Annotated in this window: 16 protein-coding genes and 1 riboswitch; all 16 genes read right to left on the minus strand. The window is 29.1% G+C overall.

Going from position 1 to position 17,303, the window contains the following annotated elements:
• Positions 1-103: 103 nt before the first annotated feature.
• Complete coding sequence (gene pknB, locus Q0W06_RS04030; RefSeq protein WP_297631736.1) at positions 104-2,284, minus strand: Stk1 family PASTA domain-containing Ser/Thr kinase; 2,181 nt, start codon at positions 2,282-2,284, stop codon at positions 104-106.
• A 1-nt stretch (position 2,285) separates the two neighbouring features.
• Entirely contained in the window at positions 2,286-2,996 is a 711-nt protein-coding gene (locus tag Q0W06_RS04035) for a Stp1/IreP family PP2C-type Ser/Thr phosphatase (RefSeq protein ID WP_297631737.1), read from the minus strand.
• Positions 2,997-3,007: 11 nt separating this feature from the next.
• Positions 3,008-4,039, minus strand: coding sequence for a 23S rRNA (adenine(2503)-C(2))-methyltransferase RlmN (rlmN, locus tag Q0W06_RS04040; protein ID WP_297631738.1), 1,032 nt, complete (start codon positions 4,037-4,039; stop codon positions 3,008-3,010).
• Positions 4,040-4,050: 11 nt separating this feature from the next.
• Positions 4,051-5,370, minus strand: a complete 1,320-nt coding sequence (gene rsmB, locus Q0W06_RS04045) for a 16S rRNA (cytosine(967)-C(5))-methyltransferase RsmB (RefSeq protein ID WP_297631739.1) — start codon at positions 5,368-5,370, stop codon at positions 4,051-4,053.
• 21 nt (positions 5,371-5,391) lie between these two features.
• Complete coding sequence (gene fmt, locus Q0W06_RS04050) at positions 5,392-6,321, minus strand: methionyl-tRNA formyltransferase (protein ID WP_297631740.1); 930 nt, start codon at positions 6,319-6,321, stop codon at positions 5,392-5,394.
• Between the two features lie 13 nt (positions 6,322-6,334).
• Positions 6,335-6,781 (minus strand): peptide deformylase, encoded by a 447-nt coding sequence (gene def / locus Q0W06_RS04055; RefSeq protein ID WP_297631741.1) that lies wholly within the window; start codon positions 6,779-6,781, stop codon positions 6,335-6,337.
• Between the two features lie 11 nt (positions 6,782-6,792).
• Positions 6,793-8,982: a primosomal protein N' gene (gene priA / locus Q0W06_RS04060; protein ID WP_297631742.1), complete on the minus strand. Its 2,190-nt coding sequence runs from the start codon at positions 8,980-8,982 to the stop codon at positions 6,793-6,795.
• Between the two features lie 60 nt (positions 8,983-9,042).
• Complete coding sequence (gene coaBC, locus Q0W06_RS04065; protein ID WP_297631743.1) at positions 9,043-10,227, minus strand: bifunctional phosphopantothenoylcysteine decarboxylase/phosphopantothenate--cysteine ligase CoaBC; 1,185 nt, start codon at positions 10,225-10,227, stop codon at positions 9,043-9,045.
• A 5-nt stretch (positions 10,228-10,232) separates the two neighbouring features.
• Positions 10,233-10,445 carry a DNA-directed RNA polymerase subunit omega gene (gene rpoZ, locus Q0W06_RS04070; RefSeq protein ID WP_297631744.1) on the minus strand — a complete coding sequence of 71 codons (213 nt, stop codon included), beginning with the start codon at positions 10,443-10,445 and terminating at the stop codon, positions 10,233-10,235.
• Complete coding sequence (gmk, locus tag Q0W06_RS04075) at positions 10,426-11,055, minus strand: guanylate kinase (protein ID WP_297631745.1); 630 nt, start codon at positions 11,053-11,055, stop codon at positions 10,426-10,428. The genes rpoZ and gmk overlap by 20 nt, the downstream gene beginning before the upstream one ends.
• A complete protein-coding gene (gene remA, locus Q0W06_RS04080; protein ID WP_002597467.1) occupies positions 11,055-11,324 on the minus strand; it encodes an extracellular matrix/biofilm regulator RemA in 270 nt (89 codons plus the stop codon). Before remA ends, gmk begins: the two co-directional genes overlap by 1 nt.
• A 13-nt stretch (positions 11,325-11,337) precedes the next feature.
• Positions 11,338-12,219, minus strand: a complete 882-nt coding sequence (locus Q0W06_RS04085) for a YicC/YloC family endoribonuclease (RefSeq protein WP_297631751.1) — start codon at positions 12,217-12,219, stop codon at positions 11,338-11,340.
• A 156-nt stretch (positions 12,220-12,375) separates the two neighbouring features.
• On the minus strand, positions 12,376-13,737 hold the full coding sequence (locus Q0W06_RS04090) for an NCS2 family permease (RefSeq protein ID WP_297631755.1): 1,362 nt from the start codon (positions 13,735-13,737) through the stop codon (positions 12,376-12,378).
• Positions 13,738-13,808: 71 nt separating this feature from the next.
• A riboswitch (purine riboswitch) is annotated at positions 13,809-13,907 on the minus strand.
• Between the two features lie 91 nt (positions 13,908-13,998).
• Positions 13,999-14,994, minus strand: a complete 996-nt coding sequence (locus Q0W06_RS04095; RefSeq protein ID WP_297631757.1) for an asparaginase — start codon at positions 14,992-14,994, stop codon at positions 13,999-14,001.
• 108 nt (positions 14,995-15,102) lie between these two features.
• On the minus strand, positions 15,103-15,498 hold the full coding sequence (locus Q0W06_RS04100; RefSeq protein ID WP_297631760.1) for a PBECR2 nuclease fold domain-containing protein: 396 nt from the start codon (positions 15,496-15,498) through the stop codon (positions 15,103-15,105).
• Positions 15,499-15,753: 255 nt separating this feature from the next.
• Positions 15,754-17,232: a stage IV sporulation protein A gene (spoIVA, locus tag Q0W06_RS04105; protein ID WP_297631762.1), complete on the minus strand. Its 1,479-nt coding sequence runs from the start codon at positions 17,230-17,232 to the stop codon at positions 15,754-15,756.
• Positions 17,233-17,303: the final 71 nt, after the last annotated feature.

Consider the following 17,303-nt stretch of genomic DNA (forward strand, 5'->3'; position numbering starts at 1 on the left):
TGACTCCGGTTCAATACCGAAATCAACTTCTTGTTGCATAGCTCTTTTTTAAAATATCCTTGACATAGGGTCCACTTTATTTTACTCAATTGCCTTTTTATAATTATTTTTGATTGCTTTTATCAGTTGTAGTTTTAGTAGTTTTAACAGCTGCTGCATTTGATGTCTTATCCCCTGTTGATGCAGTACCTGTTGGTTCAGTTGGTTTTGTTGGATCTGGTTTTGTTGGATCCGGTTTTGTTGGATCTGGTTTTGTTATTTCCTCTGGTGGAGTAGTTGGTTCTGGTGCTTCATATTGAGCAACAGTTATTGTAATAGCTGTATTTGGTGTAACACTATTACCAGCTCCTGGACTTACACTAATAACATTACCATCTTGACTCTTATCTGTTGTTTTTGATGTTTGTACAGTAACATTAGTAAATCCTGCGTTACTTAATGCACCTTTAGCCGCATTTTCACTCATTCCAACTACTGATGGAATTGCTTGTGTTGTTGGTTTTGGTGCTTGGTATTTTCCTACTGTAATTGTAATTGTAGTATTTTGATTTACAGTATTTCCAGATCCTGGACTTACACTAATAACATTTCCATCTTGACTTTGATCATTTGTAGTTGTTGTTTGAACAGAGACATTACTAAATCCTGCATTACTTAATGCATTTTCAGCTTGGCTTTGTGTCATTCCAACTACTGATGGAACTTGCTGTGTAATAACTTTAGGACCTTTACTTATTACTAAAGTTACTCCATCAGTTTTTGCAACTTTACTTCCTGCTTGTGGTGTTGATGAAATAACCACTCCTGCTTCTACACTATCACTATATTGAGCAGTATATAAAACTGAGTTAATACCTAACGCATTCAGTTGTTTTGTTGCTCCATCTTTACTTTCACCAGCTAAATTTGGAACAGTTATTTCGTCTACACCTTTACTAACTTCTACATTTACAGTAGTTCCTTTATTAACTGATGTACCTGCTGAAGGATTAACATTTAAAACAGTTCCTTTTGGTGCTGAGTTTTGAACTTCAGTAAAGTTTCCAACTAAGCCTTCCTTTTCAAGTGCTGATTTAGCACTTGCTTCAGTCATCCCGACAACACTTGGCACTTGAACTTGTGCTGCTTTCTTTGATGTTCCTGAATTTAAGAACATAAATGCTGAGCCAGCTCCTAAAATAATTATAATTACTGCTATGGCTATTCCAATTAATAACCCTTTTTTAGTTTTCTTTTCTTCTTTATTTCTATCCTTTTTAGGTTCTATTTTCTCTTCATCTTCGTCTTCATCATAGTATTCATCATCATCTTCATCATAATAATAATCATCATCTAAATCTTCATCATCTAGTCTATTTTCATCATTATTTTTAAACTCTTCTAAATCCTCTTCTTTAATAGGTGACATTATTATTGTCTCTCCACCAACTTTTGAAGATCCTGATTTTTCTCCTATTGTCATATTAGGATTATCTTTTATCTTTTTTAAATCTTCAATTACTTCTTTTGCATTTGAATATCTATCATCTACATTTTTTTCTATACATTTTAGTATTATTTTACTATAACTCTCTGGTATCTTAGGATTAATTTCTCTTGGATCTACTGGTTTCTCTTGAATATGTTTTAATGCAATGGTTACAGGTGAATCTCCATCAAATGGTACTTTTCCTGTTATCATTTCATACATAACTATTCCTAACGAATAAATATCACTTCTATAATCTACCATGCCACCCTTTGCTTGTTCTGGTGAAAAATAGTGTGCTGATCCCATTATTGTACTAGTATTAGTTAAAGTTGCAGAATCAACAGATTTAGCTATTCCAAAATCTGTTACTTTTGCTCTTCCTTCAGTATTAACTAATATATTCTGCGGTTTTATATCTCTATGGACTATTCCGTTTTTATGAGCACATTCTAAAGCATTAGCTATTTGAAGAGAAATTCTTACTGCTGTTTCATAGCTAAGCTTCCCATATTCGTCTACTAAATCCTTTAATGTTTTACCATTAACATATTCCATAACAATATAGTTTTCGTTATCATCAGACCCTACATCTAATACATTAACTATATTACTATCTGAAAGCTTTGCAACTGCCATAGCTTCGTCTTTAAACTTATCTACAATTTCTTTATTGTCTGCATATTCTTTTTTCAGAATTTTCACTGCAACAAAGCGATTTAATTTATTACATCTAGCTTTATATACAACTGCCATTCCACCTTCTCCAACTTTTTCAAGCAGTTCATATCTATTGCCTAGTACTTCCCCATTCATATTATATATCTCCTCCAAACAACATCACAGTTATATTATCCTTGCCTCCATTTTCTTTAGCTTTTTCAACTAATTTGTGGCAAGAATCCTCTTTCTCTTCTGAAATTATTTCTTTAATTTTTTCAATATTTACCTCATTTGTAAGTCCATCTGTACATAAAAGGTATTTATCAAAATCCTCTATATTAAATTCAAAAATATCAACTTTTAAATCTAATTCTGTTCCTAATGCTCTAGTTATTATATTTCTATTAGGATGATTTTTTGCTTGCTCATAAGAAATACTTCCCATATCTACTAATTGTTGAACTAATGAATGATCTTTTGTTAACTTAGTTATTTTTCCATCTTTTAAGCCAAAACAAGAACTGTCCCCTACATTAGCAATAATTATATCATTACCAACTCTTAGTATAGCTGTAATAGTTGTTCCCATTCCACTTAATTCATTGTTTTCTTTAGAATAATTATAAATTTCTTCATTAGTTTTTTCAATCGCTATTTTAAGGCTGTCTTTTAAGTGTACATCTATAGTTTCTCTCACTATTTCTATAACTCTAGTTACAGCCATTTTGCTAGCTATCTCTCCAGCATTATGTCCGCCCATTCCATCAGCTACAATATATAAACCATAATTCTCCACTTCAAAAAAATCACAGTAATCTTCGTTTAAACTCCTCGTACAACCAACATCACTTTTATACTCTATCATAACATTACTCCTTAGGATTTATTTTTTATATAGCTCCTTCTAAGTTGCCCACAAGCTGCATTTATATCGCTACCCATCTCTCTTCTGACAGTCGCTTCTACTCCTGCATCTTTCAATATTTTTGCAAAATCCTCTATTGTTTTCTCTGAAGATCTTTTAAATGAATTTTCTTTTATTTCATTTACTGGTATTAAATTCACATGGCAAAGCATACCTTTTAGGAGCTTACCTAATGCTTTCGCATCTTCTTTTCCATCATTTACATCTTTAACTAACGAATATTCAAATGTTACTCTTCTATTTGTTCTATCTATAAAATTTCTACATTCATCTAAAATTTCATCTATAGAATATTTATTAGCTATAGGCATTATAACTCTTCTCTTTTCATCAGTAGTTGCATGTAATGATATTGCTAAGGTAACATTTAGCCCTTCATTTGCTAAATTTCTTATCTCTGGAACTAATCCACAAGTTGATAATGTTATATGCCTTTGACCTATATTTAGACCATATTCAGCATTGACTTCTTTTAAAAATTTAACTACATTATCATAATTATCTAATGGTTCTCCACTCCCCATTAATACAATATTAGAAATCCTTTCACCTTCTATTTCTGTAGCTCTTAAAACTTCACTTAAAATCTCTCCTGAAGTTAAGTTTCTTATTCTACCTTCAATAGTCGATGCACAAAACTTACATCCCATTCTACACCCAACTTGAGTAGAAACGCAAATAGTATTTCCATGCTTATATTTCATAATTACTGATTCTATTAAATTGCCATCTTCTAGCTCTAAAAGCATCTTTTTAGTTCCATCAATATCTGATTTATAAACCTCTACTACTTCTGGTATATAAATTTTAAAATTATCTGATAATTTTTCTTTTAATGACTTAGGAATGTTTTTCATTTCTTCAAATGAAAATACACCTTTATAAATCCATGAAAAAACTTGTTTTGCTCTAAATGCACTTTCTCCATTTTCTTTAAGCCATCCACTTAATTCTTCTATATTATAGTCTAATAAATTTTTCATTTTTTCCACCTTTAAATCTTTTTTAGTTTTGCTATGAAAAATCCATCCATATTTTTATTTGGTAATATTGTTACCATACCTTCTTTAGTATATTCTATATTATCAAAAGTTCCAAGATTTATCTCTTCTATTAGACAATCTTTAAAATTTTCTTTAAACCATCTTACATTCTTTTCATTTTCTTTATTATTTAAAGTACATGTAGAATAAATCATAGTTCCACCAACTTTTAAATATTTCCATGAATTTTCCATAATTTCTCTTTGAATTTTCACTATTTCTTTTAAATCTTTTATACTCTTATTCCACTTTATCTCTGGCTTTCTACTTATGATTCCAAGTCCTGAACAAGGAACATCAAGTAAAACTCTATCACCTTTATTTATTAAACTTTCATTTAATTCTCTTCCATCCATTTGACTAAGCTCTACATTTGTAATTCCAAGTCTATTACAGTTTTCTTTTATTAAGTTCAATTTATTTTCATGTAGGTCAAAAGCTAAAACTTTTCCTGTATTATTTAACAATTCTGCTATATGTGTTGTTTTTCCACCTGGTGCACTGCATATATCTAATATAATATCATTTTCTTCTACACCTAGTATTTGTCCAACTAACATAGCACTTTGATCTTGCACAGTACATTTACCTTCATTAAATAATTTATTTCCTTCGACAGAACTTCCATTTTTTATTATGATCCCATTTTTAGCTACTTCTGTTTTTTCTACTTTATATCCCAATTCTTCTAGTTCACTAAAAGCTGCATCGCAATTTGTTTTTAATTCATTCACTCTTAATGTTATTCCCGGAGTTTCATTTAAGCCTTCCATTATTCTTAATGCCTTATCTTGCCCATACTGTTTAATAAATAAATCTACCATCCATGGTTCAAAAGAATACTCATAAGCTATTTTTTCTTTACTTGTTGGACATTTTATTTTTATATTGCCTTCTTTTTTCAGATAATTTCTTAAAACTCCATTTACCAACTTAGAACTTTGAAATGATACTTTTTTAGCTTGTTCTACAGCTTCATTACACGCTGCATAACTTGGAATTTTATCTAAAAATCTTAGTTGATAAACAGCTGCTCTAAGTATATTTAAAATTCTTTTATCCATTATACTTAAATCTTTAACAAAACTTCCAATTATTATATCTAAAGTTCTTTTACGTCTTATAGTTCCATAAACTATCTCAGTTACTAAAGCTTTATCTTTAGAGTTTAAATCACTACTATCTAATTCTTTAGATAAAGCTATATTAGAATATGCGCCCTCTAATAAGACTCTATTTAACACTTTTATAGCTATGCTTCTGCTATTCATAAAATACCTCGTCTTTCACTTTTATCCTAAAGTCTCATTTACTTCTATACTGTGTCCATTTATATATTGTTCTATTGTTAATGGCTTTCCATTTGGAAACTGTATTTTTTCTATTAAAATTTTTCCTACTTTAGCCTTTACTAAAATGCCTTCTTTTGTTACCTTTTCTATTTTACCAAAATCATCATTTTCACCATCTTCTTGGTAAACCTTTGTTTGATAAACTTTCATAGGCATATCTTTATATTTTGTATGAGCTATCGGCCATGGATTTAAGCCTCTAACTTTATTATGTATTTCTCTTGCACTCATACTAAAATCCAATATCCCTGTATCTTTATTTAGCATTTTTGCATAGAAAGTTTCATCACTTTGTTTTTCCCCTTTAATAGTTTTATTTTTTATTCCCTCAATAGTCTCTATTAAAAGATTTGCTCCTCTTTCCTTTAAAATATCATAAAGTTCTCCTGCTGTCATACTTTCTGTAATTTCTACCTCATCTTTTAAAAGCATATCTCCTGTATCTACTCCAGCATCCATAAACATAGTAGTATTCCCAGATATTTTTTCTCCATTTATTATAGCCCAGTTTATAGGTGCTGCCCCTCTATACATAGGTAATATTGATCCATGTAAGTTAATGCATCCAAGCTTTGGTATATCTAAAACTTCTTGTGTTAAAATTTGTCCAAAAGCAATTACTATTATAAAGTCTGGCTCCATATCTTTTAACTGTTGAATCATTTCTTTATCATCTTTTAATTTTATTGGTTGAAAAACTTCTATATCATGTTTTATAGCAACTTCTTTTACTTCAGAAATACCTAATTTTTTCCCTCTACCTTTTTTCTTATCTGGTTGAGTAAATATTGCCATTACACCATATTCTTTTATTAATCTCTCTAGAGAAGGAACTGCAAAATCTGGCGTTCCCATAAAAACTATCTTCAAATTAAATTCCTCCTTACTTTTCTACTTTATCTAAAAATATAATTCCTTCTAAATGGTCATATTCATGACAAATTGCTCTTGCTAAGAATTCTTCTGCTTCTAAAATAAATTCTTCTCCATTTTCATTTAAAGCTTTTACTTTAACATAGTTTGGTCTATCTACATCTCCAAACTCCCCTGGAGTACTAAGACAGCCTTCTTCTCCTAATTGATTACCTTTAGTTTCTAATATTTCTGGATTTATAAATATTCTTGCACCTTCATCATCATATACATCCACTACAAATATTCTTTTTAGTATCCCAACTTGTGGTGCTGCAAGACCTACACCATCTGCTTCATACATAGTATCTATCATATCCTCAATTAAAGTTAAAGTTCTGTTATCTATCTTTTCAACAACCTTACTTTTTTTTCTTAATACATCGTCACCTTGTTTTCTTATATTTCTTATTGCCATCTTTTCTCCTCCTACAACAAATTGTTTGGGTTAATATCTATACTTATTCTTATTTCATTATAAACACTCTTATTTAATTTATAAAGTTTATCTTTCAATTTTAAGATTTTTTTATATTCTAAGTTACCTTTTATTATTATACTATACCTATAAAAACCTCTTACTTTTCCCACTATACATTTAGTAGGCCCTAAAACTTCTGCATCTTCTAGCTTTTCTTTTCTTAGTTCATTTGCAATAATGTTCATATGATTCCTTAATTTTTCTTCATCTTTAGATAACCCTTTAATATATATTATTTTACCAAAAGGTGGGTAGTTCATCAATTTTCTAATAGTTAATTCTTCTTTAAACATTTTTTTATAATCATTGTTTTTTGCAAATTTTATATATGGATTTTCAGGGTCATATGTCTGAACTATAACACTCCCTCTTTCTTTATCTCTTCCAGCTCTTCCTGCAACTTGAGTTATTAAATCAAAAGTTCTTTCTCCTGCTCTATAATCAGGAATATTAGTAGACATATCAGCAGCAAGTATTCCAACTAAATGCACATCTTTAAAATCATGGCCTTTAGTAATCATTTGAGTACCTATTAATATATCTCCTTCTCCACTTTTAAATTTATTATAAATCTCTTCATATGCATTTTTATTTTTTGTTGTATCTCTATCCATTCTAAGAACTTTTGCATCTTTAAAATATTTTTTCACTTCTGTTTCAACTTTTTCTGTACCTGAGCCAAAAAATTTAACATATTTACTATTACATTTAGGACAAGTTTTTACGTTTTCTTTTTTCGCTCCACAATAGTTACAACTTAAATATCCTTCTTTATGATACACCATTGATATATCGCACTTTTCACATTTAAATACATATCCACAGCTTCTACATGATACAAATGTCGAGAATCCTTTTCTATTTAAAAATAAAATTATCTGTTTCTTGTTTTCAAGGGCTAATTTCATTTCTCTATATAATCGTCTACTAAACATTGAAAGATTTTTCTTTTTAAGTTCCTCTCTCATGTCTACTATACTGATTTCAGGCATTTCTCTATTAAATATTCTATTTTTTAATTCTACAAGTTCAAGTTTTCCAACTAAAGCATCTGCATAACTTTCAACTGAAGGTGTTGCAGAACCTAAAATATATTTTATATTTTTCATTTCACTTAAATATTCACAAACTTCTTTTGTTTCGTACTTAGGATTTGTTTCTGATTTATATGTTGTTTCATGCTCTTCATCTACAATTATTAATCCTAATTCTTGGATAGGCATAAATAGCGCACTTCTAGCACCTACAACTAATTTACATTTTCCATCTTTTGCTCTATTCCATTCATCAAATCTCTCTCCATCAGAAAGTTTACTATGAAAAACACCCACTTCTTCTCCAAATCGTCTTTTAAATCTCTCTATCATTTGTGGTGTAAGTGATATTTCCGGAACAAGTACTATAGCACCTTTGCCTTTTTCTAATTGCTCTTCTACTAACTCCATATAAATTTCTGTTTTCCCTGAACCAGTAACACCATGAATTAGTATTCCCTTTTTCTCAGTTTTCTTTATTTTTTCTAATACTATTTTCTGATCATTAGTTAAAATCTTTTTTTCTTCTCTACCATAACTTCTATCATTATATCTATATACAACTTCTTCTTCTGTTTTTAGAAATCCTTTTTTTATAGAATTATTTAAAATATAAGATGAAAATCCCTTTTCAATTATCTCTGCTTTAGTTAATCCTTTATTCCGTTTTATAAAGCTATGTAGTTTTATGTAATTTTCTTTTTTAGAATATTCTTCTGATAATTCTTCTTTAACATCTATAATTGTCTTCTTTTTTTCTTTAATTCCTCGTGTTATTCCTGTTGGTACTAGAACTCTTATTGCATCTATATACTTACAGAGAGTTCTTTCTCTTAGAAAATACATCATTTGAATATTCTCTCTTGTTAATATAGGTTCTTCATCTAATATTTTACTTATTGATTTTAATTTATAATTTCCTTCAACTTCTGTTTTTAAAGAAATTACATATCCTTGAAGAAATCCTTTTATTGAGCCAAATGAAACATTCACTCTATGTCCTACTTGAATTTTATCTTTCATTTCTTCTTTTATTTTATATGTAAATGGTCTATCTATTTCTATTGCTTCACTATTTATTATTATTTCTGCATAAAGCTCCATTTTAAAATAAACCACCTTTCTAATATAATAAGAAAGCGCCTTTTAGCGCTTTCTTAAAACTTACTTTAATATAATATCAAATATATTTTTTGCAACTTCTCTTTTACTCATAGTATCTAATTCATTTATATTTCCTTCTTTAGAAATTATAAATACTTTATTATCATCAGATCCAAATCCTGTTTCCTTAGCTGTAATATCATTAGCAACTATGAAGTCTAGATTTTTCTTTTCTATTTTCTTTTTTGCATTCTCTATTAACGAATTACTTTCCGCTGCAAATCCAACTAATATTTTATTTTCTTTTAAAGTTCCAAGTTCTAATAATATATCATTATCTCTAACTAAAGAGATATTTAACTCATCACCTGTTTTTTTTATTTTTTCAGCACTATAAATTTTAGGTTTATAGTCTGCTACAGCTGCTGATTTAATAATAATATCTGCTTCTTTAAAAGAATCTAAAACAGCCTCTCTCATTTCACTATTTGTTTCTACATTTATTAACTTTATTCCATTAGGACATTCTATATTCTTTGCTCCTGATATAAGTGTTACATTAGCACCTCTATCTCTTGCTTCAGTAGCTATAGCATATCCCATTTTACCACTTGAATTGTTTGTTATATATCTTACTGGATCTATTTTGGCTTTAGTTGGCCCTGCTGTTACAAGAACATTTTTCCCAACCAAATCTTTTTTTGGATATAATATTTTTAAAACTTCATCAACAATTACCTCTGGTTTAGGTAATTTTCCTTTACCTATATCACCACAAGCAAGTCGTCCTGAATCAGGTTCAATGAACTCATATCCTAACTTCTTAAGTTTTGCTATATTTTCTTGCACTATTGGATTTTCATACATATTTGTATTCATAGCTGGTGCAAATATAACTTTAGATTTAGTAGCCATAATTGTTGTTGTTAACATATCATCAGCAATTCCATTTGCTACCTTTCCAATTACATTAGCTGTAGCAGGTGCTATAAGCATAATATCTGCTTCTTGTGCTAAGCTAATATGCTGGATTTCCCAGGCTTTTGGTTCTGCAAACATATCAGTTACAACCATATTTTGACTTATTGATTGAAATGTTAAAGGTGTTACAAACTTTGTTGCAGATTCTGTCATGATAACTTTTGTTTTCACTGCTTTTTTTCTTAAAGCACTTACTATATCTAATGCTTTATAAACAGCTATACCACCAGTAACACCAATTACAACACACTTATCCTTATACATAACTTTTACTTTTCCTCTGGTACTTCAAATTCAAATTTATCTTCATATACTTCATTTATAGCTATAGTTAATGGTTTTACTGATTTTACATCACTTAATGGCTTACTACCTGCTATTATTTGTCTTGCTCTTTTTGAAGTTACAGTTACCAATGTGTATCTGTCATCTACCTTTTTTAATAATTCAACTACCGATGGATTAATCATAGAGTTGCTCATGTATAAAACCCTCCTTAGAATCTAATATTTTTTCTTTTATTCTATCTACTCTGCATTTTTCTGTTGTTATTATAGCTTCGATTTTTTCTACTGCTACATCAACTCTGTCATTTACAACTGCATAATTATATTTTGAAATATAATTAATTTCTTTGTAAGCTGACTTAAATCTAGTCATTAAAGATTCTGGTGTTTCACTTCCTCTTTTAATGATTCTTTGTTTTAATTCTTCCATTGATGGTGGAAGAATAAATATAAATATACCATCTTCACAATTTTCTTTAACTTTTAGTGCACCTTGTATATCTATTTCTAAAATAACATTTTTCCCACTATCTAATAGTTTTTCTACATCTGTTTTAGGTGTTCCATAATAGTTTCCATAAACTTCTGCATATTCAAGAAATTCGTTATCTTTTATTCTTTCTTCAAAAGTCTCTCTAGTTATAAAGTGATAGTTTATACCATCTACTTCACCTGTTCTAGGACTTCTTGTAGTTGCAGAAACCGATATATGTAAATCATCTCTTTTTTCTAAAAGTGCTTTACATATAGTTCCTTTACCTGCACCTGATGGTCCAGATATAACTAATAAAACGCCTCTTTTCATTATTCGTCTACCTCATCGTCATGATCATCTTTACTTGATAATCTATGTGCTACTGTTTCAGGTTGAACAGCTGATAAAATAACATGATCACTGTCTGTTATAATTACCGCTCTAGTTCTTCTTCCATAAGTTGCATCAATTAGCATACCTCTATCTCTTGCTTCTTGGATTATTCTTTTTATTGGTGCTGATTCTGGACTTACAATCGCAACTAATCTATTAGCAGAAACTATGTTTCCAAATCCAATGTTTATTAATTTTATGCCCATTTTATTCCTCCTATTATTCAATATTTTGAATTTGCTCTCTAATTTTTTCAATTATATTTTTTATTTCAATAACAAAATTTATCATTTCTATATCGCTTGATTTTGAAGCTATTGTATTTGCTTCTCTATTCATTTCTTGAACAATAAAATCTAACTTTCTACCAATAGATTCATCAATACTCAAGGTATTTCTCATCTGAATAAGATGACTTCTAAGTCTTATTATTTCCTCATCAACAGTAGCTTTATCTGCTAATATTGCTACTTCCATAGCTAATCTAGTTTTATCTATATCCTCAAGATTTACTAATTCTTTTATTCTATCTTCAATCTTTTCTTTATAAACTTTTGGTACTCTATCTGCTATTTCTTCAATTCTATAAGATAATTTTTCTATAACTTCTAACTTTAAAAGAATATCTTCTTTTAATTTATTTCCTTCTTTTTCTCTCATTTCTATCATACTATTTAAAGCTTCATTTAATAATTCTTTCATTTCATTAAATGTCTCTTCTAAGTCTTCTTCTTTTTCCACTATATTTAAAACATCTGGAAATCTAGAAATTTTAGAGATAGTTATATCATTTTCAATATTAAGTAAATCACCTATAGATGTTAAAGCCTCATAATAACTTTTAGCTAAATCTCCATCTACTGAAACTATGTTGTTAGACCTTGAATAACTTTTAAAATTAATAAATACATCAACTTTTCCTCTATTTAACTGACTACTTATTATACTTCTTAACTTTTCTTCTAAAGAAAACATAAATTTTGGCATTCTTATATTTATATCTAAATATCTATGATTTACACTTTTCATTTCAATTGAAAATACTTTTTCACTTCCATCTTTACTTCTAGCTCTACCAAAACTAGTCATGCTTTTAGTCAAATTTATCCCTCCTTTTCTTTTAAAGTATAATCATATATTATTTGACTATAGATTTAAAGTCAATGCTTTGTTAACAAAATATTTACATTTGTTATTGTTTATATTTTTTTAAGCGAAAAAATAGAGGTTTCCTTACGGTAACCTCCTATCTTATCTTTATAAGATAAATAACTTTACAATAAAAATAATTGCTAATACAATCATTACACCTGATATTTTTTTCTTTTCCTTTTCTTTTCCCAAGAAAAGATTATAAAAAATATTTATAAATACATACGATAAAACTCCTATCGTTAACCCATCTCCTATACTGTACATAAGTGGCATACATGCAATTGTTAAAAATGCTGGAAAACCTTCCGTAATTTCATCAAAATCAATATTTTTTACTGCTCCAAGCATTAAGAACCCTACATATATTAAAGCTGGTGCTGTTGCACATGCTGGAATAGCTATAAATATCGGTGAAAAAAACATAGCTATTAGAAATAATATTCCTGTTGTTACAGATGTCCACCCTGTTCTTCCACCTGCTGCTACTCCTGTTGAACTTTCAACAAATGTAGTCACTGTAGAAACTCCTATAAATGCACCTGCTGTAGTTCCTATTGCATCTACCATAAGTGCTTTCCCTGCATTTGGAACATTTCCGTCTTCATCAAGCATTCCTGCTCTTGACGAAACTCCAACTAATGTTCCTATAGTATCAAAGAAATCTACGAATAAGAATGTAAATACTATTGTTATTAATGGTCCAATAGCTTCTGGATTTAAAAGATAGTCTAATCTCAATTGACCTGCAATAGGTGCTATACTTTCAAATTTAATAATTCCTTCTGGTAAGTATATTCCTAAACTTGCTGCATATGTAGGATCAAACATTGCATATCCCCATGCAACTATTGTTGCCGTAACAATTCCTATAAGAATCGCACCTTTTATTCCTTTTTTATCTAAGATCGCAATAATTATAATTCCAAGTAATGCTATTAATACAGTAGGACTTGCAAAATCTCCCATCGATATAAATGTAGCATCATTTTTTACAACTAATCCTCCACCTGTTAATCCAATAAATGCAATAAAAAGTCCAATTCCTGCTGTAACTGCAAACTTCATATTCACTGGTATAGCTCGTACAACAGCTTCCCTCATTTTAAAGGCCGACATAAAAATAAAAATTATTCCCTCTATAAATACTGCTGTTAATGCAACTTGCCAAGGAATTTTATCTTTCAAAACAACTGTATATGCAAAAAATGCATTAAGTCCCATTCCTGATGCAAGTGCAAATGGTAAATTCGCAAAAGCTCCCATTAAAATAGTTGTAAAGCCAGCTGCTAAACATGTTGCTGTAACAAGAGCCCCTTTATCCATACCAGTATCACCTAAAATATTAGGATTTACTGCAATAATGTACGCCATCGTTAAAAAAGTAGTTATCCCTGCAATAATTTCTTTTTTGAAATCCACATTTTTATTGTCTAAAATTTCAAAAAATGATTTCTTCCCATTCATTCTCTTTCCCCCTTAAATGAAAAGAGTTATTATGATTTTAGTAAAACTAATCATAATAACTCTAGAAGTTTCCTTCCAAACTTATTGCTCATAGTTAGATATTTCAAGGTATCTAGTAGAAACGGCAAACCTTATTATTGCCATATATGAGTTATATTTGTTAATTAAATATTAATATTTTTAACGAATGATGTCAATACTTTTTTCTTTTATTTTTCAATAATGTACGAATTTTTTTATTTTTAAACTATTTATAATTCGTTATATGTTATGTTCATATAATCCCTGTTCAAATATGTCCATTATTTCTTCATTTTTCACATCTGAATTAATAGCAACCAATAATTTTATTCTTGCTTTTTGTCCTGGCATATTATCCCCAAATATTACTCCCATATCTCTAAGTTGTTTTCCTCCACCTTCATATCCATAAGATTCAAACACTCTTCCTTCAAAACATCTCGATACTATAACTACAGGAATTTTTTGATCTAAAGCATTTTTCACACCTCTTACCATTTGTGGTGGAATATTGCCTCTCCCTAAAGCTTCTATTACGATTCCTCCAACACCCTTTTCTACAGAGTAATTTATAAATGAATCATCCATACCTGCTACACATTTTATTAATGCAACATCCTTTTCTATTTTCTCTGGTATTAATTTCATTCCTCTTTTTGCTTTTCTATAAAATATCACTTTATTATTATCTACTATTCCAATAGGTCCAAAATTAGGAGTTCTAAATGCATTCAAAGCCATCGAGTTTGCTTTTGTAACCTCTTTTGCTGCATTTAACTCTCCATTAAAGCACACTATTACACCTCTATCTATAGCCTCTTCTGATATAGCTGTACATATTGATGTTGCTAAATTAAATGGTCCATCATATCCAAGTTCTGAGCTACTTCTCATAGCACCTGTTACAATAATTGGTTTTTTAGTTTTAACTACTAAATCTAAAAAATAAGCAGTTTCTTCTAAAGTATCAGTTCCATGAGTTATTACAACCCCATCTATATCATCTCTATCTACTAATTCTTGTGCATACCTTGCCAAATCAAGCATTATTTTTGGAGTTACGTGTGGTGATGGTAAACTTGAAAAACTATAGTTTTCAATTTCTGCATGTCCTTCAATTCCCGTTACCATTGCCATTATTTCCTCTCCACTTAAACTTGGTACTGCTGCTTTTATTCTTTCATCAACTTTCATTGATATTGTTCCACCATTAAATATTACTGCTACTTTTTTCATTACATACTCCTCCTTATTATCCTTCGTTTCTTATTTGTAAGTTTAAGATTTAATATACTCACCTCAAAACAAACTTTTCTTCGTTTATTATATAATTTTTGTAAAATTTTATCCACTAATAATTTTTAGTTTTCCAGATTCTATTTTTGATATTATTCTACTCTTTATAAGCGGATACATAGTAGATATATAGAAATATTTTTTTATTTTATCATATTCTACTACAATCACAATCTGTACATCTATTTTTTTTACTAGTTTTAGAGAAATCTTATTTTCACTTTTACTAATCCCTATATATTCAGGGCTTTTAATTATCGTTTCTATCACCTTAGATATATTTTCCCTAACGTATCTAGTTAATTGCCTTCCGTGTTTTTTTCTAATATGCTTAAATACACTTTTATGGATATAAATATTTCCATTAGACTTTAAATCAATATCTCTTAAAAATTTTTTATCTAGTCGTCCAACTTTCTTGTAGGTTTCATATTGTCTTTCCATAAATTTTCACCAAGCCTTAGTTTATTTTTATAGACCTCTCTAATATTAGTATATTAATTCTCTTCATCTTTGATTATATATTTTATGAGTTTTCTAAATAAATATAGTAAATTATCAACCTTCCAATTTCACTATTATCATCTAGCTTTAAATTACTTATAAAGTTTAGCCGTCAATCTTAAATTCTATAATTTTATATAAAAAAGAGACTGTTGATTACTTTTAGTTATTCAACAATCCCTTTTTTATTTTACTTTAAAGTATTATGCAAATTAAGCCGCCATTTCCTTCATTAATAATTTTTTGAAGTGTTTTTTGAATTTTAGTTTGTACATCTTCTGGCATTTTATAAAGTTTCTTTTGTAGTCCTTCTTTAACTAGAACTTCTAAAGATTTACCAAGCATATTACTTTGCCATAAAGTTCCTGGATCATTTTCGAATTGCTCTAATAATGATTTAACTAATTCTTCCGATTCTTTTTCAGTTCCCATTATTGGACTTATTTCGGTCTGAATATTTGCTTTTATAAAATGAAGTGATGGCGCACTAGCTTTTAATTTCACACCATACTGTCCACCATGTTTAACTATTTCTGGTTCTTCAAATTTCATTTCTTTTAGTTGAGGTGCAACTAATCCATAACCTGTTTCATTAACATCTTTAAGAGCATCTTTAACTTTATCATATTCTTTTTTTGCAAAATTCAATTCTTTTACTAATTTTAAAAGATTCGTTTCTGAATCAACTTCTAGTTCACACATTTCACTTAAGACTTTATAAAAAATTCCTTCTTTAGGTTTCATAATTACATTTGCAGTTCCAACACCTAAATCTATTTCTTTTATAATACTTTCTCCTAGGTTTTCTTCATTTGATAAAAGATCTAATGATAATTTTATATCTCTTACCTTTGATATGTTTTTGCTCATTTCCTTAATTATATTAAAGAAATTCACCTTTAACCAATGCTCTGATTCTAAATTTTCAAGCCATTCTGGCATATGGATATTAACTTCTTTCACAGGAAACTCTTTAAGTACTTGATTAAATAATTCTTCAATATCTTCTTCAGTCATATTAGCTATATCCATAGGTTTTACAGATACATTATATTTTTTTTCCATTTCATTTTTTATTTCCATTGTTTCTTGTGAACTAGCTCTTGAACTATTCAGTATAACAACAAATGGTTTATTTATTCCTTGAAGCTCTGCTATAACTCTTTCTTCTGCTTCTATATAATCTTCTCTCTCAAGACCTGTTATACTTCCATCTGTTGTAATAACAAATCCTATTGTTGAATGATCTGTGATAACTTTCCTTGTCCCTATTTCTGCTGCATCTTCAAAAGGAATTTCATAGTCATACCAAGGTGTATTGACCATTTTTGCTTCTTCCCCGTCTAAGTATCCTAATGCTTCTTTTACTATATACCCAACACAATCCACTAATCTGACCTTGAATTTCACATCTTCCTCTATCCCAATCTCAACTGCTTCATTTGGCACAAATTTTGGTTCTGTAGTATGAATCATTTTTCCTGATCCACTTTGAGGTAATTCATCCTTTGCTCTTTCCTTTTTAAATGAGTTGTCTATCTTTGGTATTACCATAAGATCCATAAACTTCTTAATAAAAGTTGACTTTCCTGTTCTAACCGGTCCAACAACTCCTACATATATGTCTCCTTGGGTTCTTTCAGCTATATCTTTGTAAATTTTAAAGCTATCCAAGTCCTTAACCTCCTAAGTATTTTTGACAATATATATATATTCAAAATCTTCCTTTTATATACTTAATTTAT

Source organism: uncultured Clostridium sp., from assembly GCF_947072515.1.
In the GTDB taxonomy this organism is placed as follows: domain Bacteria; phylum Bacillota; class Clostridia; order Clostridiales; family Clostridiaceae; genus Clostridium.